This is a genomic window from Streptomyces sp. NPDC004629 (assembly GCF_042873595.1).
Classification (GTDB): Bacteria; Actinomycetota; Actinomycetes; order Streptomycetales; family Streptomycetaceae; genus Streptomyces.
In genome coordinates, this window is the sequence record NZ_JBIALO010000032.1 from 61,175 (window position 1) to 83,037 (window position 21,863).

A 21,863-nucleotide genomic window follows, 5' to 3' on the forward strand; every position below is an offset into this window, starting at 1 on the left:
GTTCCGGGAGCCGCCTTCGGCTCAGCCCTGTGCGGCGGCTGCCCGCAACGTCTTTTTGTCGACCTTTCCGATGCCCAGGTACGGCAGTTCGTCGACGATCTCCAGGCGTTCGGGCAGCTTGTAGCGGGCGAGTCCGCGGTCCTGAAGGAACCGCCGGACGCCGTCCAGGTCGAGGTCCGGTCCCCCGGCGCGGGCGACGACGTACAGGCAGACGATCTCGCCGAAGCGGTCGTGCGGGGCCGCGACGGCCGCCGCGGCGGCAACGGCGGGATGCTCGGCGGCGAGCAGGTCCAGCTCCACGGCTGGGACCTTCTCCCCACCCCGGTTGATCACGTCCCGGGTACGGCCCTCCACGATCAGGGCGCCTGACGGGTGGAGCCGTACCAGGTCGCCTGTGCGGTAGAAGCCGTCGGGTGTGAAGGCGCGCTCGTCGGCGTCGGCGTGGTAGCCGACGACGGTGTACGGGCCCCGGGTCAGCAACTCCCCGGTCCCCTCGGCCCGCACCGGCCGGCCCTCGTCGTCCACGACCCGGATCTCGTCCGCGGGCGACAGGGGGCGACCCTGGGTGTGCAGCACGATGTCCTCGGGGTCGTCGAGCGCCGTGTAGCACAGCAGGCCCTCGCTCATGCCGTAGCACTGCTGCACGCGGCAGCCGAGGGTGTGCGGTATGTGCTGGATCTGGCGGGGGTGGGGCCGCGCGCCGCCGATCTGGAGCACCTTGAGGGCGGACAGGTCGCGCCCGGTCCCACGGGCGGCGTCCGCCCATCGTTCGGCCAGTGCGGGCACGAGGGTGCAGTGGGTGACCCCTTCGCGTTCGATGAGTGCGAAGGCCGCCTCGGGCTCGGTGGACGGGCCCAGTACCACCGTCCCGCCGGCGCCCAGCGTGCCGAGAACACCGGGGCAGCCGAGCACGAAGCCGTGGGTGGCGGGCATCACGGCCAGGTACACCGAGTCGGGGCCGACGCCGGCCACCGCCGGGGTGTGCCGGAGCTGGTGGCCGTAGGCCTCGTGAAGCCGTGGGATGATCTTCGGCTTGCCGGTCGTGCCGTTGGACAGCAGGCACAGCGCAGGATCGTCCAGGGTCGCGAACTCCGGCTCGGCCACCGGCTCTTCCTCGTCGCTCCCGGGCGTGGCGCACAGCGCGGACAGGTCGACCGTGTCCGCCGTGTCCTTCGGGCCGGCACCGGATACGAGCAGCTGACGCACGCCGGGGTGGCGGTCGCGCAACCGGCGGGCCAGGGTGAGATGGTCGAAACGTCCGTGTCTGCGCGGCACGGCGATCGCCACGGGTCGGGCGGTGGCGACGACATGCTCCAGTTCGAACTCGCGCAGGGTCACGGGAACCATGACCGGTGGCGCGCCGATCCGGGACAGCGCGAGGGTCAGCACGACCAGTTCGATGTCGTTGGGCAGTTGCACGACCACGGGCCGTCCGCGGCCGATACCCAGGGCGGCGAGCCGGGCGTCCGTCGCCCGCACCGCGCGGTCCAACTCCGCGTGCGCGTCAGCCGGCGGTCACCGCAGACGAGCGCGCAGGACCCGGCGCGTGACCCGGCGTGGGCCAGGACGATCTCGTCGACGCGCTCCGGGCGCCACAGTCCCTCGCGCCGGTACAGTTCGGCCCGCTCGGCCGCGATGACCGGCGCCCGCATGCGCTCCTGAGGGGGGCCGCCCCTGCCCTGCGACTGCCGGATACGGTCCTGCAGTTCCGCGAGGGTGAAGTCGTGCCATGCACTGGGGGAAGTGGCTTGCAGATGTCGTCCCAAAGCTATCTCGTTCCGTATCCCACCCGCGGCAGTGTGCTGGGAGAAGCAGAGCTGGCCGCTGTGTCACGCGTCCTGCGGTCGCACAGTCCGCTGTCGGCGGGCATCCACCGCGCCGCCTTCGAAAAGCGGTTCTGCGAGCTGACCGGCAGCGCCCACGCCCTGTCGGTGACCAGCGGCACCGTGGCCCTGGCGCTCGCGATCAGCGTGCTCGGTCTGCGCCCCGGCGACGAGGTGATCGCGACTTCGCAGACCTACAAGGCCACGGTGCAGCCCTTACTGGAACACCAGGTGACCGTGCGGTTCTGCGATATCGACCGAACCACTCTGAACGCCGACCCGGACAGCATCAAATCCCTGGTGAGCGAGCGGACGAAAGCAATTCTCCTGGTGCACTACGGCGGGCTTCCGGCCGACATGGAAAGCATCATGAGTATCGCGCGGCTCCACGGAATCGTCGTGGTGGAGGACTGCGCGCACGCGCTCGGCAGCCTGTACCGCGGAAGCACGCCGGGAGCCCTCGGTGACATCGGCTGTTTCAGTTTCCACTCCAGCAAGAACATCACCACCCTCGGCGAGGGCGGCATGGTGACGGTCCAGAACGATGCCTGGGCCGAGCGTCTGGACCGTATGCGTTCAAACGACTCCGACGCCGTGTTCGTACCATCGCCCCACCCGCTGGGCGGCCGGGAGGTGCCGCCCGACTGGATGCTGCACCCCGGGAACGCCTACACCCACGGCTGCGTAGAGGTGCTCAACGCCGGGACCAACGCCACCATGCCGGAGCCGAGCGCGGCGGTCGGCGTCGTCCAGTTGGACCGCCTCGACGAGTTGGTCGCACGGCGCCGGGACATCGCGCACCGGATCACGGCGCTGCTGAAGCGGTACCCGTTCGTGCGGACCGTCGAGGAGACGCACGGCGTCCGCAACGCCTACCACTTGTACACCTTCTTCCTCGACCCCGGCTGCGGGGTCGGCCGGGACGCCTTCGTCGACCGGCTCGTCAGGCGCGGGGTGGAGATACAGCTGCGCTACTTCCCGCTGCATCTGATGCCCGAGTGGCGGGCACGCGGGCACCGCCTCGGTGAATGCCCGGTCGCCGAGCGGCTGTGGTTCGAGGAACAGGTCAACCTCCCCTGCCAGCCCGGGCTGTCCGACCAGCAGGTGGCATGGCTGCTGGAAGCGCTGGAGGCGGTACTGACGGAGGTCGAAACCGGCACCTCCGTGCTCGCCTCCCCGTGAGTTGACGTCCGCGGCGCCGTGCGAGACCGCGGGACCACCTCCACACGACGACTGAGGACGGCGAAGACATGACGAACACAGGCTCCTCCCCCAGCCGCTTCGACATCGTGATCGTGGGTGGCGGCCCCGTCGGGCTGTCGACGGCATGGCACGCGGCAGCCCGGCGTCAGCGCACCCTCGTCCTGGACCGGTACGGATTCTTCAACGAACAGGCGGGCAGCAGCGGTGCGGAACGGCACTGGCGGCTGCAGTACACGCAGGAGGATCTGTTCCGGCTGACCATGGAGGCCCTGCCCATGTGGCGGCGGTTGGAGAATCTGGCCGAACGCCGGCTGGTGCACCACATCGGCAGCTTGTGGTTCGGCGACATCGACGTCGAGACCAACGAGGGGCAGATCGCGACGACCGCACGGATCATGGACAGGCTGGACGTGCCGTACCAGTGGCTGACGGCGAAGGACATCGAGAACCGGTTCGGGTTCACGGACCTGCCCTCCCACTACGAGGGATTCCTGCAACCCGATGGCGGCACCATCGATGTGCGGGGCACTCTGGCCGCGCTCTACGGCCTCGCCCAGCGCGAGGGGTGTGTGCTGAGCGGCGGGGAGACCGCCCTGGAACTCCTGCCCGACGCCGACGGCGTCACCGTACGGACCGACCGCGAGACGTACCGCGCCGGCACCGTGGTCCTGGCCAACGGGCCGGGCGTCAACGACCTGCTGGCGCCGCTCGGCGCGACCCTCGACATCCGGCTGTACGAGATGGCGCTGGTGTCACTGCGCCGGCGCGCGGCCGACGTGGACTTCCCGTTCTGGTTCGTCTTCCAGCAGCCGACCGAGGAGGACACGAACCTGTTCTACGGCTTCGGCCGCAACCCGTGGTCGCCCAGTGAACTGGTCCGGCTCGGACCGGACTTCGAGGTGCACCCCCTGGGCAGCGCGCAGGGTGCGACCGGACGGCCCGATCCCCGTCACGTGGACCGCCTGTGCTCCTGGGTGGAGCGCCACCTGCCTGCCCTCGACCCGGAACCCGCGCACACGTCGAGCTGCTTGGCCGTCCTGCCCGCTGATCCGCGCCGCCAGTTCTACCTCGGCCTCGCCGACGGCCTCGTCCCCGGCGGGAGGAACATCGTGCTCTACAACTCCGGTTGGGGCTTCAAGTTCGTGCCGCTGATCGGACGGATCTGCTCCGACCTGGCCATCGACGGCCGTACCGACTTCGACATCGCACGTCTCGCCCCGACCGGACCGCAGGAGGCAGACCGGTGACCGACCCGCGCCACACATCCGACACCACCGCCGGAGCCGTCGCCATCACCGGCATGTCCGGCCGGTTCCCGGGGGCGCCGGACCTGGACAGGTACTGGCTCAACCTGCGGGAGGGCGTCGAGTCGATCAGCACCCTGTCGCAGGAGACGCTCGCCGCCGAGGGCATCCCGCCCGAGCTGTTCTCCCGGCCCGAGTATGTCCCGCGGGCCGCGTCGCTGGACGGCGCGGACCTGTTCGACGCCGCCTTCTTCCAGATCAACGCCCGCGAGTTGGAGGAATCTGCGCCGGTTGACTTCGGGCATGGGAAAGGGCCTCTCATCTCTGGCGTACGGAACGTCAGGGGTGTGACGGAAGGTGCGCCGTGCGAGTGTTCCAAGAGCAGCGAACGCCAGAGAAGGGCGTGATGGCGTCGATGTGAAAGTCGGCGGTACAGGGAGGCGCGGGCGCCCGACGGGTCCGACCGGACCATCACGCCGGCAGCCCGGTGGAGGCGGCGGAGGCCATTGGTTCCGTCGGGCACAAGCCGGTTCGCCCCGCCGCGGCCCGGGAGCCGGGCGCCCGCATCGGTCTCGTCCTCGGTCCTGGGCGGAAGCGGACCGTGCTCGCTGTACGGCGACCCGGCGGATCGCGATGCTGCGGGGAGCCCCGGGATCGGAGGGGATGCGTGACGCGTCGGGGCGGGCCGGCACGCTGCGGGCGCGCACCCCCGCGCCCCGGTATCGGTTCGGCGTGGGCAGCGGTCGTGGCCTCGTGCGCGTACGGGCAGCGGCTCGCCGTCCTCGACACCCATGTGCACTCGCGCGGACGGGCACGGGCTCAGCGTGGGCGCGGTCGCGGCCTCGTACGCGTACCGGCAGCGGCGCGCCGTCCTCGACACCCATGTGCACTCGCGCGGACGGGCACGGGTTCAGCGTGGCCGCGGTCATGGCCTCGTCCGCGTACCGGCAGCGGCGCGCCATGCTCGACACCCATGTGCACTCGCGCGGACGGGCACGGGCTCAGCGTGGCCGCGGTCATGGCCTCGTCCGCGTACCGGCAGCGGCGCGCCGTCCTCGACACCCATGTGCACTCGCGCGGACGGGCACGGGCTCAGCGTGGGCGCGGTCGCGGCCTCGTACGCGTACCGGCGGCGGCGCGCCGTCCTCGACACCCGTGTAAGCCGGGTCTTCGCACGGGCGCGGGCCGGACCGCGAGCCGCTGCCCGAGGAGAAGCGGGCGCAGCCGCGCCGGCCCGGTGTCCAGCGGGGGACCTCGCCCGCTACGGCGACCGGGTGCCCGCCGCGCCGCAGGACGGGCCGGGCCGCTGGACCTCGGCCCGTGCGCGACGCCCAGCCCACAGGCACACTGCGCTCCAGGCGCGCTGTCCGGCGGGCGTCGCACGCGTGGCTGGGTCCGCGCTTCGCCGGGCTGTGGGGACGTGGGTGGCGAAGCGCGGGGCGGTGGGTCGGGTCAGGGCGTCAGGTAGGCCTCCACCTCGCTGAACTGCCCTGCGGGCCAGCCGGAGTTGGCGCCGACGGTCAGCCGCAGGTGGCGCAGGCTGGTGCCGCTCGGCAGGGAGACGGTGACCGTGTTGCCGGTGGCCGGGTCGAAGTGGTAGCCCTGTGCGCCGGCCACTGTGGCGTAGTTCTGGCCGTCGGTGCTGCCGAGCACGGTGATGGTCTGGGTGCGTGCGCCCCAGGCCGCGGACGGCGGCAGCTTCAGCACCAGGCGGCGCACCGCCTGCGCGGACCCGAGGTCGACCGTCAGGGACTGCGGGAAGGCGTTGTTGGTGGACTCCCAGTAGCTGTTCGCGTCGCCGTCGACCGCCCTGCCGGGTGTGTAGACGTCCACGGAGCCGGTGGCGGTGGCGGGGCGGCCCTTGGCCAGGTTGCGGGCCGGATCGGGGTCGGGGTTGCCCTGGCCCGGCTGGGGCCAGCCAGCGCAGTCCGACCAGGTGCTGCTCCAGCCGGAGTTGCCGCCGGCGTCGGTCAGGGTGAAGGAGCCGGAGCCCGTCGGGTAGGGGCAGTTGTAGATGCCGGCGGCACCGACCGCGGTGGCGGTGACGTTGCGGAAGGTGGCGGCGCCCTGGGCCTCGGCCTGGACGACGACGGTACCGGTGTTGCGCACCGTCGCGCCGTCCACGGTGACGCCCCGGACCGGGTGGCCCTGGCCGCCGCCGGAGACGAACTCGAAGGCGCTGTAGGGGCTGTCGGTGATGGTGGTGTTGGTGATGTTGACGGTCGCGTTGATGGCGCTGTCGTACGAGTCCACCCGCAGCGCGCCCATCGGGTGGTTCCAGTTCGGGTTCATGGCACCGGTGCGCACGAGGGTGTTGCCGTCGACGGTGATGGTGCCGGCCAGCGGGGAGAAGGGGTCGAGGAACTTCTGGTTGGAGATCGCGATACCGCTGCCGAGGGCGTTGGTGTCGGAGATCAGGTTGTTCTTCACGGCGATGTTCGTGCCGCCGTAGACGGCGATGCCGTTGGCGAGGTTGGGCTGCGAGATGGTGTTGTTCTCGAAGCTGCTGTCGGTGTCCGGCGCGTACAGCGACCACATGGCGAGCGAGTCGTCGCCCTGGTTGCGCAGGAAGTTGTTGCGGACCCGGACGCCCTTGGCGTTGCCGTTGAGGTTGAGGCCGTCGGCGGTGGTGTCGAGGATGCGGTTGTTCTCGACGACCAGGTTGTCGTTGTTGCCCGTCAGCCACAGACCGACCTTGACGTGCTGGATCCACATGCCGGACACCGAACTGTTCGGTCCCAGCGACCCGTTGACGAAGTTGTCGGGGCTGGAGTCGACGCGTTCGGTGACCTCGCCGATGACCGCGAAGTCCTTGATGTGGACGTTGCCCAAGGAGGCGGACTGGTCGATGAAGCGGGAGGTGTGTACGACGGAGTGCCAGCTGCCGGCGCCCTGCAGCGTCACGTTCTGCACACCGCCGAGCGACGAGGTCAGCCGGTAGTCGCCCGGCGGAATCCAGACCACTGCGCCCTGCGCGGCGGCGATGGCGTCCCGGAAGGCCTGGGTGGAGTCGCCGCTGCCGCTGGGGTCGGCGCCCTTGGAGGTGACGGAGACCGATCCGGCGGGCTGGGTGGCCGCGGCGGCCACCTGCTCGAAGTCGGCGACGTCCACGGTGACCTGGGTGCCCGTCGACTGGAAGGCGACCTTGTCGCCCGCCTGCACGTTCTGGCCGAGCAGCAGCCGGGCATTGTCGAAGAAGTGGTGGGTCCTGGCGCCCGGGATCCAGCCGGTGTCGATGTAGGAGTACTTGGCGGTGACCGTGAGCGTCTTCGCCAGCCGCTGCCCGTTGACGTACACGTCGAGGGTGCCAAGCTGGCCGTCCGGGACGCTGTAGGCGACGTTCACCGCGTTGGCCGCGCGCGGCACGGTGAACTCGACGCGCTGGCCCGAGGTGAGCCGCACGGCCTGGCGGCCGGAGGCCTCGGAGGCGAGTGTGCCCTGGGTGTGGTCGGGGCCGATCCTGGTGCCGGTGGTGGTCGCCGACTCGGCCTCGACCGAGGTGAACGGCAGGGTGGCGCCCGCCGCCGCGTGCGCGGACGGCGCGAGGGTGACGAGCATGCCGGCCGCGAGGGCGACGGCCGTGCCGATGGCCGGCATGCGCCTGACGGTTCTGCGGGTGCTGCTGAGCATGTGCTGATCCCTTCGTGGTGGGGGTGCGGGGATGAGCGAGGTGCGGGACAGCGGGGTGCCGTGGAGGGACATGGCCGGGGGTGCGGTGGGCGGGGATTGCGGGCGTGCGCCGGACGGGAACGGCAGGGGGCCGGTGGACGGGGACAGCGGCGGGTCCGGTGGACGGGGACAGCGGTGGGGCCGGTGGACGGGGACAGGGGGCCGGTGGACGGGGACAGTGGGGAGGTGTCGGCGGCTCAGGGCGGCTCAGGTGTGCAGCCAGGCCGCCGTGTCCTGGGGCAGTCGGCCCGCGCCGTCCAGCGGGCCGCTGGTGAGCAGGAGTTCACTGTGCGCGGGCAGGTCGGCGGGGGCCGCGGCGAGGTTCACCACACAGGTGGCGCCCTGCGCGCGAGTGAAGGCGAGGACGCCCTCGGGGGCGGGCAGCCAGGTCAGCGGACCGTGCCCGAAGGCGGCGCGCAGCCGGATCGCCGCGCGGTACAGGGCGAGCATCGAGGCGGGGTCCCGCTGCTGCCGGTCGGCGGCGTAGTCGGCCCAGCCGGCCGGCTGCGGCAGCCAGGGCTCCTGCCGGGATCCGAAGCCCGCGTACGGCGCCTCGGCCACCCAGGGCAGCGGCACCCGGCAGCCGTCGCGGCCCGGGTCGGTGCCGCCGGAGCGGAAGTACATCGGGTCCTCGATGCGGTCGATCGGTATGTCGGCCTCGGGCAGGCCCAGTTCCTCGCCCTGGTAGAGGTAGACCGCGCCGGGCAGGGCCAGGGACAGCAGCGCGGCGGCCCGGGCGCGCCGGGTGCCCAGGGCGAGGTCGGTCGGGGTGCCGAAGGCCTTGGCGGCGAAGTCGAAGCCGGTGTCCGCACGGCCGTAACGGGTGACGGTGCGGGTCACGTCGTGGTTGCACAGCACCCAGGTGGCCGGGGCACCCACCGGGGCGTGCTCGGCGAGCGTCGTGTCGATCGAGTCCCGCAGCCGCCCGGCGTCCCAGGGGCACGACAGGAAGGAGAAGTTGAAGGCGGTGTGGAGTTCGTCGGGTCGCAGGTAGCGGGCGAAGCGCTCGGGGTCGGGCAGCCACACCTCGCCGACGAAGACGCCGTCGTAGGCGTCGGCGACGGACCGCCAGGAGCGGTAGATGTCGTGGAGTTCGTCGCGGTCGACGAACGGGTGGGGGTCCTGCCCCTCGGTGAAGTCCGGCAGCGCGGGGTCCTTGGCGAGCAGGGCCGCCGAGTCGATGCGGACACCCGCGACGCCCCGCTCGAACCAGAAGCGCAGGATGTCCTCGTGTTCCTGACGGACCGCCGGGTGAGCCCAGTTGAGGTCGGGCTGCTCGGGCGTGAACAGGTGCAGGTACCAGTCGCCGTCGGGCAGCCGGGTCCACACCGGTTCGGTGGAGCCGGCGAACTGGGACGGCCAGTCGTTGGGCGGCAGTTCGCCCTGCTCGCCGCCCCCGGGCCGGAAGTGGAACAGTTCGCGTTCGGGGCTGCCCGGTGGCGCGGCGCGCGCGGCGCGGAACCAGGGGTGCTGGTCGGAGACGTGGTTCGGTACGACGTCGACGATGGTGCGGATGCCCAGCTCCCGGGCCTCCGAGATCAGCTTCTCCGCCTCCGCGAGGGTCCCGAAGGCCGGGTCGATGGCCCGGTAGTCGGCGACGTCGTAGCCGCCGTCCTTCATCGGCGACAGGTACCACGGGTTGAACCACAGCGCGTCCACGCCGAGTTCGGCGAGGTAGGGGAGCTTCGCGCGGACTCCCGCGAGGTCCCCGGTGCCGTCCCCGTCGCCGTCGGCGAAACTACGCACGTAGACCTGGTAGATGACGGCGGAGCGCCACCAGTCGGTCTGCTCGCGGGCCTGGGTGGGCTGTCCCACAGTGCGTGCCTTTCTGTCGAGGGGGCCGTGTCAGCCCTTGGTGCTGCCGGCGCTGATCCCGGCGATGATGTGCCGCTGGAAGACGAGGAACAGGACGACCATGGGGATGCTGGCGATCACCATGGCGGCGACCAGCACGGTCAGCTGGATGTTCTGGGACAGCTGGACCAGGGCCACGCTGATCGGCTGTTTGTCGGTGTCGGAGAAGACCATCAGCGGCCACAGGAAGTCCTGCCACACGGCGACCAGCGCGAAGATCGAGACCACGCCGAGGACCGGCCGGGACATGGGCAGCACGATGGACCACAGGGTGCGCAGCTTTCCGGCGCCGTCGATCTCGGCGGCCTCCAGGACGTCCCGCGGGAGCTGGTCGAAGAACCGCTTGAGGAGATAGAGGTTGAAGGCGTTGGCGACGGCCGGCAGCCAGATCGCGAGGGGGTCGTTGAGCAGGCTGGTGTGGAGCAGCGGCAGATCGGCGACCGTCAGGTACTTCGGTACGACCAGGGCCTGGGCCGGGACCATCAGGGTGGCCAGGATGCCGCCGAGGACCACCTTGCCGAAGGCGGGTCTCAGTTTGGCCAGGGCGTAGGCGGCGGCCGTGCAGAACACCAGCTGGAACGCCCAGGCGCCGGCGGCCTGCACCACCGTGTTCCCCAGGTGCTGCGGCAGCTGCATGAGGTCCCAGGCGTCGGTGAAGCCGTCGATGTGCCAGCGCTCCGGGACGAGGGTGGGCGGGGTCCGTGCCACCTCGTCCGGCGACTTCATCGCGCCGGTCACCATCCAGTAGACGGGGAAGAGGAAGGCGAGCACGAAGAGCACGACGACGCCGGTGAACACGCTCCAGTAGACGGCCTTGCCGCGCGGCCGGGCCAGGACGGACGGGGAGACGAGGGTCCGGGTGCTCATGCGTCCCCCTCCGAGCGGGTGAGCCTGAGATAGACGGCGGAGAACGCCCCGAGCAGGACCAGGAGCATCACGCTGAGCGCGCAGGCGCCGCCGAAGTCGTTGTAGAGGAAGGCGTACTTGTAGATGAGGTACAGGACGGTGACCGTGGCGTTCTCCGGGCCGCCGCCCGTGATGACGAACGGCTCCGTGAACACCTGCATGGTGGCGATGATCTGAAGGAGCATCAGCATGAGGATGACAAACCTGGTCTGCGGGATCGTCACGTGCCGCACCCGCTGCAGGAGGTTCGCGCCGTCCAGTTCGGCCGCCTCGTACAGCTCGCCGGGGATGGACTGGAGAGCGGCCAGGTAGATCAGCACGGTGCCGCCCAGGTTGGCCCAGGTCGCCACGATCACCAGGGAGACCAGGGCGGTGTCGGTGCCGTTGGACCAGGTGGAGGTCGGCAGGTGCAGGAGGCGCAGCGCCTCGTTGGCGAGGCCGGCCCCCGGGTCGTAGAACCACTTCCACAGCAGGGCGCTGACCACCGGCGGGATCATCACCGGCAGGTAGACCACGACCCGGAAGAAGGCCTTGGCGTGCCGCAGTTCGTTGAGCACCAGGGCGAGGACGAACGGGATCGCGAAGCCGATGAGCAGGGCGAGCAGGGTGAAGGTGAGCGTGTTGCGCCAGGCCGCCGCGAACTCCGGATCGTGCAGGACGCGGGTGAAGTTGGCGGTGCCGACCCACTCGGGCGGGGAGCCCGGTGTGTACTTCTGGAAGGCGATCACGACCGCGCGGATCGCCGGGTACCAGGAGAACAGGGCGAAGCAGACGAGGCCGCCGAGGAGGAATCCGTAGGCCTGGAGCTGGTCTTGGAGGAGGCGCCGCCCCCGGCCCCCTACCGGGGGCGGCGCCGGAAGGGGGCGTGCGGCGATCGCCGGGGCGTCCCGCCGCGCTGCCGTCTTCGTCATCGCGGTCAGCTCCGGGCCAGAATGCCGTCGATCTTGCCGGAGGCGTCCTTGAGGAGCTGGTCGATGTTCGCTTCCTTCTTGGTGAGGACGGCGGAGACGACCCCGTCGAGGACGGAGTAGATCTGCTGGGCGTTCGGCGGCTCGATCTTCATCCGGAGGTTCTGGTTGCCGTCGAGGAAGGCCCGGTAGTTCCCCACCGGGACGTTGGCGTTGGCCTTCTTGATCTCCTGGTCCTCGGCGTCGGCCGCTCCGGTGAACAGGCGCGGCTCCGGGAGGCCGACCGGGGCGTCGTTCTGCCGGGCGCGGGCGTAGTCGCCGAGGAAGCCGGAGCCCGGGGTGAGGAACATGTGGTCGAGCCACTTGAGTCCGGCCCGGATCTGCTCGGGCGTGGCCTTCTTGTTGACCATGTAGCCGTCGCCGCCGATGAGCGTGGCCTTGCCGCCGGGCATCGGGGCGAGCGCCAGGTCCTTGTAGTCGCCGCCCTTCTCCTTGACGAGGATCGGGATGTTGTCGGGGGCGGCGAGGTACATGCCGAGCTTGCCCGAACCCATCATCTGCTGCACGTCGTTGATGATGAGGAGCTGCTTGCTGCCCATCGAGTCGTCGCTCCAGCGCATGTCGTGCAGGTTCTGCAGGACGGCGTGGCCCTCGGGGGTGTCGACGGTGGCCTTCTTGCCGTCGGTGCTGACGACGTCGCCGCCCTGCGAGTACAGCTCGGCGGTGAAGTGCCAGCCGCCCTGGTTCTGGGCGCTGTAGTCGGCGTAGCCGACGGTGCCGCCGCCGAGCGCGGCGATCTTCTTGGCGTCGGCGCGGACCTCCTCCCAGGTGGCCGGCGGCTTGTCGGGGTCGAGGCCCGCCTTCTCGAAGAGCGTGCGGTTGTAGATCAGGCCCATCGAGTAGCCGGTGCGCGGAATGCCGTAGACCTTCCCGTCGACGGTGTAGATGTCGCGCAGCTGCTGCTGGATGGTCTCGTAGCTCTTCAGCTCCTTGACGTACGGGGTGAGATCGGCGGCCTGGTCGATGTCCACGACGTGCCTGGCGTCGGTGAAGTAGGTGTAGAAGACGTCCTCCATCTGGCCGCCGGCCAGTTTCGCGTCGAATGTCTTCGGGTCCTGGCAGGGGAAGGCGTCGCGTGCGACGACGTCGATGTCCGGGTTCTTCTTCTCGAAGGAGGCGATGTCCTCCTCGAAGAACTTCCGATCGACCTTGGCGCTCTTGGGCGGCTCGCAGTTGACGGTGATGCGGGTCTTGCCGCCGGCCGACTCGTCGTCGGACGACCCGCAGGCCGAGGCGGCGAGGGCAAGGGAGGAACAGACGCCGATCGCGACAAAGGTGCGGCGGAAGCCGGTGCTTGACATCGGTGGACCCCTCTGGACAGGAGCTGTGGGCGCCTCACACTCAAGCACCGGCGACAGCGCTTCGCAAGATGTCGCGCAGAATCTGTAATTATTCGACAGTCGCTGCAGGGGATCTGCTGGATCTCAGGCACGCGGTGCTTGCGCGGTGGAGCCACGGACCACCAGTTCCGGCTCGAACAGCAGCTCGTCGGCCGGTACGGAGGTGCCACCGATCTGCGCGTTGAGCAGCTCGACCGCGGCCCGGCCCATCGACTCGATGGGCTGGCGGACCGTGGTCAGCGGCGGTTCCGTGCAGTTCATCAGCGCGGAGTCGTCGTAGCCCACGACGGAGACCTGTGCGGGCACATCGAGTCCCTTGCGCCGGGCGGCCCGTACGACGCCCAGCGCGAGCGGGTCGCTGGCGCAGATGAAACCGGTGACCCCGCGGTCGATCAGCTTGGCCCCGGCCGCGTGGCCGCCCTCGATGGAGAAGATCGCGCGGGCCACGTGTGCGTCGGGCAGCCCGCCCGCGAGGGCGCGGGCGGCCGCGAGCTTGCGCGCCGACGGAACGTGATCGCCCGGCCCGAGCACCAGACCGATCCGCTCGTGCCCGAGGGAGGCCAGGTGCCGCCAGGCCTGCTCCACGGCGACCGCGTCGTCGCACGACACTCCTGGGAAACCGAGGTCGTCGATGGCCGCGTTGACGAGCACCACCGGGATGTTGCGGTCGGCGAGCCGCCGGTAGTGGTCGTGCGGCGCGTCCGCCTGCGCGTACAGGCCGCCGGCGAACACGACGCCGGAGACCTGCTGTTGCAGCAGCAGGTCGACGTAGTCCGCCTCGGAGACGCCGCCCTTGGTCTGGGTGCACAGCACCGGGGTGAGCCCGAGCTGGGCCAGCGCGCCCCCGATGGCCTCGGCGAACGCCGGGAAGATGGGGTTCTGCAGCTCGGGCAGGACGAGGCCGACGAGCCGGGCCCGTTCACCGCGCAGCTGGGTCGGCCGCTCGTAGCCGAGGACGTCGAGGGCGGACAGCACCGCCTGCCGGGTGGCCTCGGAGACTCCGGGCTTGCTGTTGAGCACCCGGCTGACCGTGGCCTCGCTGACCCCGACCTTCTTGGCCACTTCCGCAAGTCGTCGTGTCATGCCCGCAAGGGTAGCGCAAGTTACGCAAGCTGCTTGCATAAGAGGCTCGGGCAAGCACCCCGACCATGGCTGCCCCGGGTCACCGACGGCCCGGGGCTCCCGGGGTCTCCCCCACCCACCCCCGGCCCGCGGTCGTGCACGTCGCCGTCATGGCCACCATGAGCCTGCTGCGCGCCTGACTTGCACATCGCACCGTCGTACGCATCGCACCGTCGTACGCAGCGCGGCGGAGCCCACCCGCCGGGCGGAGGCCGCCGTGGCGGGCACCGCGCTGGAGGCGGCCGTCCGGCGTGACACGGCTCGTGCCCTGCCGTGGCGTGCCGCTGGTGCCGGCGGTGACGGCAGACGTCGTGACGGCGGGCCTAGCCGGCGCGCGGCGGACCCGCCCGGCGCCGTCGGCGACCTGAACGCCGGCGGTGCCGGGTCAGGGCTCCGGGGTGGGTACGACGGTCAGATGGGTGGCCGCGCCACGGGTGCGACGCGGGCGGCGCGCGGTGACCGCCCGGCGGCGGGAGTCGCGCAGCACGAGCGTGAAACGGGTGTAGCCGAGTTCCCGGAGGGTCTTCGCGGTGTCGTTCACGAACCGGCAGTCGGTCGCGCCCCAGCGCGGGTCCGGGTGCAGCAGCGGGCGGATGGCGCCGTCGTGCTCGGCGGCACCCTCGCCGACCGCGCGGATCCAGTGCGGCAGGCCCTGCCGGAAGGCCGCCTCCATGATCGGGTCCTGGGCGATCTCCCGGCGGATCGCCTGGAGCCCGTGGTCGTGGGCGTACCGCTCCAGGGCACGCTTGAAGTGGGCCAGCATCGGCAGGCCCCAGCTCGACTCGCGCTCCCTGAGGACCGTGCCCGCGTCCGGGTGGAACAGCACGAAGCGGAGGAAGTTGTCACCGGGCATGGCCGTGGGATGCGGGCCGATCCCGCGGAAAAGCGTCTCGAACGCGCCGTTGGTGAGGACCACGTCCCAGCGGTGGTCTACGACGAGGGACGGGAACGGGACCGATTCGAGGAGCGTGCCGTAGTCCTGGAGGTACGCCTGGGCCTCGCGGCCCTCGGGGACCAGCCGCGGCGCCGGCCGCTGCCCACCTGCCTGATATGCCATCGGGAGGTCACCCCTCTTGCCTATGCGGCCTTCACGCGGCGATGTGATCCTGCTGCCCCGACGACAGTCATGTCAACTATCGTGGCATTTCGTGGCCGTTGACGGCTGAAATTGGCCACAGTTGTGGCGAGACCTGGATGTGGGTTCGAGGCACGGGCTACCCTCCGGGAAGTTCACGGCAATCTCTGGTGGCAGGGCACTGAATCCCTTGAGAGACGTAGGAGTTCTGTCGGTGACGGATGGCTACGAGGATCCGGGCGCCACGGCGACCGCCCAGCTGCCGGCCGTCGTCGCCCGCGTCACCGCGCTCGCCGACCGGCTCGGCGTGCCGCATCCCGAAGTCTTCGACGTCGGGCGGCTCTCGGTCGCCTGCGGCGTCCCCGAGCCCGTCGTCAGGGCCCTGCTGAGCGGCCGGTCCGCGGGCGAACCCGATGTGCAGGCCCGCTTCCTGCAACGCCTTGACCTGTTGCGCCGCACCCGGCTCAAACCCAACGGACGCAAGTACACCCAGCAGGAGATCGCCGACGGGGCGGGCATGTCCCGGCAGCAGGCCGGGGCCCTCATCAACGGTGATCGCCGGCCCACCATGGAGCACTGCGACGCCCTCCAGCGTTTCTTCCGCGTGCATGCCGGATTCCTCACCGCGGAGGACCCAGAGGCCGTCGCGGGCGCCCTCCAGCGCACCGAGCAGGAACTGCTGCAAAAGCTCGCCGACCGTGAGCGGGAGGCGGCCGAGGCCGCCGCGGACCCGCTGGAACGGCTGCTGCAGGACCACGGTGTGCGGGGCATCGCCTGGCGCGCCGCGCAGCTGCCCACCGACCAGCACCGGGACAAGGTCGCCGAGTGGCTGGACATGCTCCTGGAGAGCGTCAAGCGGCCCGAGTCGTGAGCCGGGGGAGGAACGTGGGCATCGGCAAGGACATGCGGCGGCTGTGCGGGGCGCTGCTCGGAGAACTGACACTGCCCACGCCTGCCCGTCCGCGGGACCTTTACACCGCGCTGTGCGACGCGATGAGCCACCGCCGCGGCCGGCCCGTCCACTTCCGTACGGCCGTCTTCCCGACCGGGACGGCGAGCGGGCTGTGGCTGGACATGACGGACCAGGACCTCATCGTGATCGAGGAACGCACCGCGCCCGACCACCAGTTGGTGATCCTCGGCCATGAGCTGTGGCACATGCAGGCCGGGCACCGCGGCCACCTGGTCGGCGGCGCGGCCGTGACCGCGCGGCTGCTCGGCGACAGCGTCGACGACGCCGGCCGGGCCGCCCTCCAGGCGGCGGTGCACCGGGTCGCCGCACGCACCCGCTCCGACCTCCACGACGAGCGCGAGGCCGAGGCCTTCGGCCTGCTCCTCGCCAGCAAGTGCCGTACGCGGCTGACGGGTTCGGCGCTGCGCGGCCCCGCGCAACGCGACCACCTGGCGGGCCGGATCGAGGCGTCCCTGGGCTACCGCGGCCCCCAGGGCTGACCCCACGGTGCGCGGCTGCGCGGCCGGGGGCGGGGTGCCCGGCCGCACGGCCCGCGGCGGGTGCCTCCGAGGTTCCGGCTCGGCCGAGCGGGCGACAACGGGTGTGGACGGACGGCGTTGTCAGTGGTGGACGGCAAGCTGGAGGGACGCCGCCGCCACGCGCGGCGCACGCGCCGTCCCGGCGCGTGACCGCAGAGCCGACCCGGGGAGAGCCGACCAATGCCCACCGCCGTACTGACCGACCGCGAGCGTACCGCCGTACAGGCCTATCTCCGGCTGCTCCATACGGTGCGCGCGGCCTTCGACGGCCCACCGGACGGCGGCCGGCCGTTCCTGGTCCCACCCCATGTGCTCGCCGAGGCGGAACAGGCGATGACGGACGCGGGACTCGTCGGCAACGAGGAGGCGTTCTTCCGGCTGCTGCACACCTGGTGCCCGCGGCCCTGAGGAGCGGCGGCGCCCGCGCCGCGCGGGTCGCGCCCTGCTGAGGCGCCCCCGGTGACACCGCCGCCGTGCGGACGCAGCGTCGGCGGCGGGCGTCCGAACGGCGGGATCCGGGGTGCGCAAGAACCGACACCCGGCATGGGGGAATCCGTAACACGCGCGTTGCAGACGGGCCTCCGGAAAGTCGTATGATCGCCCCAACACCACCGTCCCGATCTCCCTCAGCACGGGCGGTTCGGTGTCCCTCCCACCACCTTGCCCGGGCACGGGCCGCTGCGCCCTGCCCGAAAACCCCGAAAGGCGGCCTGCATGCTCTCTCGCGTACGCGTCTGGCTCAACCGCACGTACGCGGAGAACGTGTTCTTCATGGATCAGCTGCGCAGAAATCCGAGCGACCGCGCGGTCGAGATCCATGCCACGCACGGGGACGCCGACTCCCCCGTGCTCGCCGCCGCCGACACCGCCGAACCGGAACCCGAGGGCCTGTCCCCGGCCGGGTACGTCGAGTACGCGCTGGACCAGTGCGCCCGGCGCGGCATCGACGTGTTCGTGCCCCGGCTGCACCAGGCGGCGATCGTGGCGCACCGCGCCGAGTTCGAGGCGGCCGGTACGGCGCTGCTGGCGCCGACCCCGCAGGCCATCGCCGTCTTCGAGGACAAGGCGACCGCGTACGAGGCGGTCCACTCGGTGGGGGTGCCGGTGCCGCCGTTCCAGCGGGTCCGGACGGCCGACGAACTCATCGCCGCGGTCGAGGAGTTGGAGGCGGGCGGGCACAAGGCGTGCTTCAAACCGGCCTGCGGCGCCGGCGGGACGGGCTTCCGCGTGATCACCCGCAGCCCCTTCTCGCTGCTGCATCTCGGCGGGTTCCCCGGGCCCTACGTCCAGCTGGACCTGGTCGTTTCGGCGCTCCGCCGGGCCGACCACCTGGTGGACTGGCTGGTGATGCCGCGCCTGGAGCAGCCGGAGGTGTCCGTGGACTGCCTGACCGGGCCGGACAACCGGGTCCGGCTGGCCGTCGGCCGCACCAAGAACGGCCGCCGTCGCGGGTTCACACTCCATGAACAGTGGCTTGAGCCGGCCCGGCTGATCGCCGAGGGCTTCGGGCTGCACCATCTGTCCAACATCCAGTTCCGGATGTACGGCGACCGGCCGGTGCTGCTCGACGTCAACACCCGGCCCGCGGGCGGCCTGTACCAGCTGTCCCTGTGCGGCATCAACGCCCCTTGGGCGGCGGTGCAGTTGGCGCTCGGGGAGGACCCCGGTCAGATCGTGCCGCCGTTCCTCGGGCAGGACTACACGGTGGTGTCGGGGCCGCGTCCGGTGCGGGGCGTGCCGGTCGACCGGCAACGGCTGGAGGAGACCGAGCCGTTGCCTCCGGCGGTTTCCGCGGCTGTGGCGTTGCCGTTGGGCTGAGCGTGTCCCTGCCGGGCGGTCGCGCCCCAGCGATGGGAGGGCGGGGTGCGTGGGGCGGGTGCGGCTGGGTTGTGGCTGGTCGCGCCGTTCCCCGCGCCCCTGACGGGGCCCTGGGCCGTCGGCGATCCGCGGCACGGGGAAGGGGCGCCCCAGCGACGGGAGGGCGGGGGTGTTCGGCGGGTGCGGCTGGGTTGTGGCTGGTCGCGCCGTTCCCCGCGCCCCTGACGGGGCGCGGGCGTCGGCAGCCCGCTGTACGGGGAAGGGGCTTAACGGGCGGTCATGTGCCGTCGACGGTGAGGCGTAGGGTTTGGATCTCGAACGGTCGTAGGGTTACGGGGACGGTGTTTCCGTGCGTGTCCGTGGGGCCCAGCGGGCGTTCCAGTAGGTCGGTGAGGTGGGCTTCGGCCAGGGGGAAGCCGGTGCGTAGCAGGCCGCCGGACCGGCCGCCGCGGGATTCGTAGATCCGCACGATCACATCGCCGGAGCCGTCGTCGGCGAGCTTCACCGCCTCCACGGTGACGCCGTCGCCCTCGGTGGAGACCACCGGCCGCGGGGCGCCCGCCGAGTCCGCCGACCGCAGTGGCAGGTTGAGCGCGTATCCCTCGGCGACCGCGTCCTCGATGCTCGCACCGGGGAGCAGGGAGTAGGTGAAGCGGTGCCTGCCCTGGTCGGCCCCCGGGTCCGGGACCCGCGGGGCGCGGACCAGGCTGAGCCGGACCGTGGTCGTCGTCCCGCCGTCCGCGCGGACGGTGCGGGTGACGTCGTGGCCGTAGGTCGAGTCGTTGATGACGGCGACGCCGTAGCCGGGCTCGGCGATGTGCACCCAGCGGTGGCCGGAGACCTCGAAGCGGGCCGCCTCCCAGCTGGTGTTGGTGTGGGTGGGCCGCTGGATGTGGCCGAACTGGATCTCGGCACTGGAGTGCGGCGCCCGGATGTCGACCGGGAAACCCGCCTTGAGGATCTTCTCCGCCTCGTGCCAGTCGATCTCGGTCTCGAAGTCGATGCGGGGGCTGCCGGCCCGGACGGTGATCGTCTGGGTGATCCTGGAGCCCTTGCCGAAGGAGCGCTCCACCCGGATGGCGCCGATCAACGGGTCCCGCTCGACGACGGTCACCGAGTCCGGCTCCAGCAGGTCGGTGTAGCGGTTGCGGTAGTGCTTGTCGATGTCCCAGGCGTCCCAGTAGTTGGGCAGGTCGGTGTGCAGGCGCAGCAGGTTGCCCCGGTCGGCGAGGACCTCGCGGCCCGCCCGCAGGTCGCGCACGGAGGCCAGGGTGCCGTCCGCGGCGACCTCGACGCGCACCAGGCCGTTGTCGAGCACCCGCTGCGAGACCTCGACCGGACACGGCGGCGTGCCGGTCCCGGTCAGCGCGGCGCTGCCGTGCGCGGGCACCCGCACATACACCGGAGTGCCGTCGGCCGTGCGGACCACCTCGGCGCGGTCGAAGGGGCTGGTGTTGAACACCCGTGCCCCGCCACCGCCCAGCGCGGCCATAGCCTCGGCCGTCAGCGTCTCCAACTCCTGTGCGACACGGGCGTATTCGGCCTCCGCCTCACGGTGCACCCAGGCGATGGAGGAGCCCGGCAGGATGTCGTGGAACTGGTACAGCAGGACCGTCTTCCACAGCCGGTCCAGCTGCTCGTGGGGGTAGGCGTAACCCGGCGCGTGCAGGGCGGCGGTCGTCGCCCACAGCTCCGCCTCGCGCAGCAGGTGTTCACTGCGCCGGTTGCCCTGCTTGGTGCGCGCCTGCGAGGTGTACGTCGCCCGGTGCAGCTCCAGGTACAGCTCGCCGACCCAGACGGGGGCGTCCTCGTACTCGGCGCGGGCCTTGGCGAAGAACGCGTCCGGGTGTTCCACCTCGACCTTCGGTGAGCCCTCCAGGTCGCGCAGCCGGCGGGCCCGTTCCATGAGTTCGCGGGTGGGGCCGCCGCCGCCGTCGCCCCAGCCGAAGGGCGCGAGCGAGCGGGTGGCGCCGCCCTTCTCCCGGTAGTTGCGGACGGCGCGGGCCATCTCCTCCCCGCTGAAGCAGGCGTTGTAGGTGTCGACCGGCGGGAAGTGCGTGAAGATGCGGGTGCCGTCGATGCCCTCCCACCAGAAGGTGTGGTGGGGGAAGGCGTTGGTCTGGTTCCAGGAGATCTTCTGGGTGAGGAACCACTCGTTGCCGGCCAGCTTGGCGAGCTGCGGATAGGCCGCGGTGTAGCCGAAGGAGTCCGGCAGCCACACGCCCTTCGTCTCGATCCCGAAGTGCTCGATGAAGAACCGCTTGCCGTGGATCAGCTGGCGGGCCAGGGCCTCGCCGCCGGGCAGGTTGCCGTCGGCCTCCACCCACATGCCGCCGACCGGCGCCCACTGGCCGCGCTCGACCGCCTCCTGGATGCGGGCCCACACCTTCGGGTAGGCGTCGCGCACCCACTCGTACTGCTGGGCCTGTGAGCAGGCGAAGACGAACTCCTCGTACTCGTCGGCCAGCGCGGTCACGTTGGAGAAGGTGCGGGACGTCTTGCGCTTGGTCTCGCGGATGGGCCACAGCCAGGCGGAGTCGATGTGGGCGTGCCCGACACCGGAGACGATGTGGGCGCTGGCGTGGGCGGGTCTGGCGAGCACGGGCGCGAGCGCGGCGCGCACGGCGGGCGCCGAGCCGGCGATGTCGTCGAGGTCGAGCAGGTCCATCGCGTGGTCCAGCGCGTGCATGATCTCGTGCCGGCGCGGCTCGTGCTCGCCCAGCTCCGCCATCAGTTCGCGCAGCACGTGGAGGTCAAGGTCGAGGTGGAAGACGTCCTCGTCGAGGACGGCGAGGTCGGCGCGGCGGAAGGTGTACAGGGGCGCGTCCCCGGCGGTGAGCACATCGCCGAGCGGCGTCGGTCCGGCGAAGTCGTTCGCCAGGATGTCCGGGTTGGAGGCCGCCTCGACCAGGTAGTCGACCCGTTCGCCGCCGCCTGCGGGGTGGGCGATCGGCACGTACTGGTTGAGCGGGTTGACCGCCTTCAGCGGGGTGCCGTCGGGCAGGTGCACCAGGGCCTCGGCCTGGTTGCCGGGCCAGTCGCCGACGAAGCCGAGGTCGATGACGGCCTCGACGCGCCGGCCCGCCCAGTTCTCGGGCACCCGGCCGTGCATCCGGAACCAGGTGGTGCCCCAGGGCGGGCCCCAGGGGGTGCCCGTCACGAAGGGCTCGTAGGGGGCGGCGGCGGCCTCGGCGAACGGGACGGGCTCCCCCGGCGCCTGCCAGGCCGCGATGTCGAGGGGCACGGTGGCCGCGTACAGGGCTGGCTTGATGCGCTGGTTGTGGAGGCGCTCCACGCGCTCCTCGATCCGGCGGCGTTCGTCGTGCATGGAAAGTCTCCAGAGAGCGGGG

16 protein-coding genes are annotated in these 21,863 nt (G+C 71.4%); 7 read left to right on the forward strand and 9 right to left on the reverse strand.

Annotated features, from left to right (window positions below):
* Nucleotides 1-21: 21 nt before the first annotated feature.
* On the reverse strand, nucleotides 22-1,479 hold the full coding sequence (locus ACFYTE_RS34790; RefSeq protein ID WP_388719249.1) for a (2,3-dihydroxybenzoyl)adenylate synthase: 1,458 nt from the start codon (nucleotides 1,477-1,479) through the stop codon (nucleotides 22-24).
* 275 nt (nucleotides 1,480-1,754) lie between these two features.
* Between ACFYTE_RS34790 and ACFYTE_RS34795 the strand changes: the two genes are divergently transcribed.
* From ACFYTE_RS34795 to ACFYTE_RS34805, 3 genes are all read left to right on the forward strand, one after another.
* Nucleotides 1,755-3,005: a DegT/DnrJ/EryC1/StrS family aminotransferase gene (locus ACFYTE_RS34795; protein ID WP_388719251.1), complete on the forward strand. Its 1,251-nt coding sequence runs from the start codon at nucleotides 1,755-1,757 to the stop codon at nucleotides 3,003-3,005.
* A 68-nt stretch (nucleotides 3,006-3,073) separates the two neighbouring features.
* Nucleotides 3,074-4,273, forward strand: a complete 1,200-nt coding sequence (locus ACFYTE_RS34800; RefSeq protein ID WP_388719253.1) for an NAD(P)/FAD-dependent oxidoreductase — start codon at nucleotides 3,074-3,076, stop codon at nucleotides 4,271-4,273.
* On the forward strand, nucleotides 4,270-4,677 hold the full coding sequence (locus ACFYTE_RS34805) for a beta-ketoacyl synthase N-terminal-like domain-containing protein (RefSeq protein ID WP_388719255.1): 408 nt from the start codon (nucleotides 4,270-4,272) through the stop codon (nucleotides 4,675-4,677). The genes ACFYTE_RS34800 and ACFYTE_RS34805 overlap by 4 nt, the downstream gene beginning before the upstream one ends.
* Before the next feature lie 1,045 nt (nucleotides 4,678-5,722).
* On the opposite strand, the gene ACFYTE_RS34810 is transcribed toward ACFYTE_RS34805, so the two are convergent.
* The 7 genes from ACFYTE_RS34810 to ACFYTE_RS34840 form a co-directional block, all read right to left on the reverse strand.
* The gene (locus ACFYTE_RS34810) at nucleotides 5,723-7,900 is read right to left on the reverse strand and encodes a discoidin domain-containing protein (protein ID WP_388719257.1); all 2,178 of its coding nucleotides are present in this window, start codon (nucleotides 7,898-7,900) and stop codon (nucleotides 5,723-5,725) included.
* A gap of 246 nt (nucleotides 7,901-8,146) precedes the next feature.
* Nucleotides 8,147-9,754, reverse strand: coding sequence for a glycoside hydrolase family 13 protein (locus ACFYTE_RS34815; protein WP_388719259.1), 1,608 nt, complete (start codon nucleotides 9,752-9,754; stop codon nucleotides 8,147-8,149).
* Between the two features lie 30 nt (nucleotides 9,755-9,784).
* Nucleotides 9,785-10,660, reverse strand: a complete 876-nt coding sequence (locus ACFYTE_RS34820) for a carbohydrate ABC transporter permease (protein ID WP_388719261.1) — start codon at nucleotides 10,658-10,660, stop codon at nucleotides 9,785-9,787.
* A complete protein-coding gene (locus ACFYTE_RS34825; protein WP_388719263.1) occupies nucleotides 10,657-11,610 on the reverse strand; it encodes a carbohydrate ABC transporter permease in 954 nt (317 codons plus the stop codon). The genes ACFYTE_RS34820 and ACFYTE_RS34825 overlap by 4 nt, the downstream gene beginning before the upstream one ends.
* Before the next feature lie 5 nt (nucleotides 11,611-11,615).
* Nucleotides 11,616-12,968 (reverse strand): ABC transporter substrate-binding protein, encoded by a 1,353-nt coding sequence (locus ACFYTE_RS34830; protein WP_388719265.1) that lies wholly within the window; start codon nucleotides 12,966-12,968, stop codon nucleotides 11,616-11,618.
* Nucleotides 12,969-13,091: 123 nt separating this feature from the next.
* Nucleotides 13,092-14,090, reverse strand: a complete 999-nt coding sequence (locus ACFYTE_RS34835; RefSeq protein WP_388719267.1) for a LacI family DNA-binding transcriptional regulator — start codon at nucleotides 14,088-14,090, stop codon at nucleotides 13,092-13,094.
* Between the two features lie 424 nt (nucleotides 14,091-14,514).
* Nucleotides 14,515-15,186, reverse strand: coding sequence for a hypothetical protein (locus ACFYTE_RS34840; RefSeq protein ID WP_388719269.1), 672 nt, complete (start codon nucleotides 15,184-15,186; stop codon nucleotides 14,515-14,517).
* 232 nt (nucleotides 15,187-15,418) lie between these two features.
* Here ACFYTE_RS34840 and ACFYTE_RS34845 point away from each other — a divergent pair, with 232 nt between their 5' ends.
* The 4 genes from ACFYTE_RS34845 to ACFYTE_RS34860 all read left to right on the forward strand — a co-directional run bounded on the left by ACFYTE_RS34845 (nucleotide 15,419) and on the right by ACFYTE_RS34860 (nucleotide 18,513).
* Nucleotides 15,419-16,075, forward strand: coding sequence for a helix-turn-helix domain-containing protein (locus ACFYTE_RS34845; protein WP_388719271.1), 657 nt, complete (start codon nucleotides 15,419-15,421; stop codon nucleotides 16,073-16,075).
* 14 nt (nucleotides 16,076-16,089) lie between these two features.
* Nucleotides 16,090-16,656 carry a toxin-antitoxin system, toxin component gene (locus ACFYTE_RS34850; protein ID WP_388719273.1) on the forward strand — a complete coding sequence of 189 codons (567 nt, stop codon included), beginning with the start codon at nucleotides 16,090-16,092 and terminating at the stop codon, nucleotides 16,654-16,656.
* Nucleotides 16,657-16,875: 219 nt separating this feature from the next.
* Nucleotides 16,876-17,103, forward strand: a complete 228-nt coding sequence (locus ACFYTE_RS34855; RefSeq protein ID WP_388719275.1) for a hypothetical protein — start codon at nucleotides 16,876-16,878, stop codon at nucleotides 17,101-17,103.
* 306 nt (nucleotides 17,104-17,409) lie between these two features.
* Entirely contained in the window at nucleotides 17,410-18,513 is a 1,104-nt protein-coding gene (locus ACFYTE_RS34860; RefSeq protein ID WP_388719277.1) for an ATP-grasp domain-containing protein, read from the forward strand.
* A 277-nt stretch (nucleotides 18,514-18,790) separates the two neighbouring features.
* Here the strand turns inward: ACFYTE_RS34860 and ACFYTE_RS34865 are convergent, their stop codons facing one another.
* Nucleotides 18,791-21,841 (reverse strand): alpha-mannosidase, encoded by a 3,051-nt coding sequence (locus tag ACFYTE_RS34865; RefSeq protein WP_388719279.1) that lies wholly within the window; start codon nucleotides 21,839-21,841, stop codon nucleotides 18,791-18,793.
* Nucleotides 21,842-21,863: the final 22 nt, after the last annotated feature.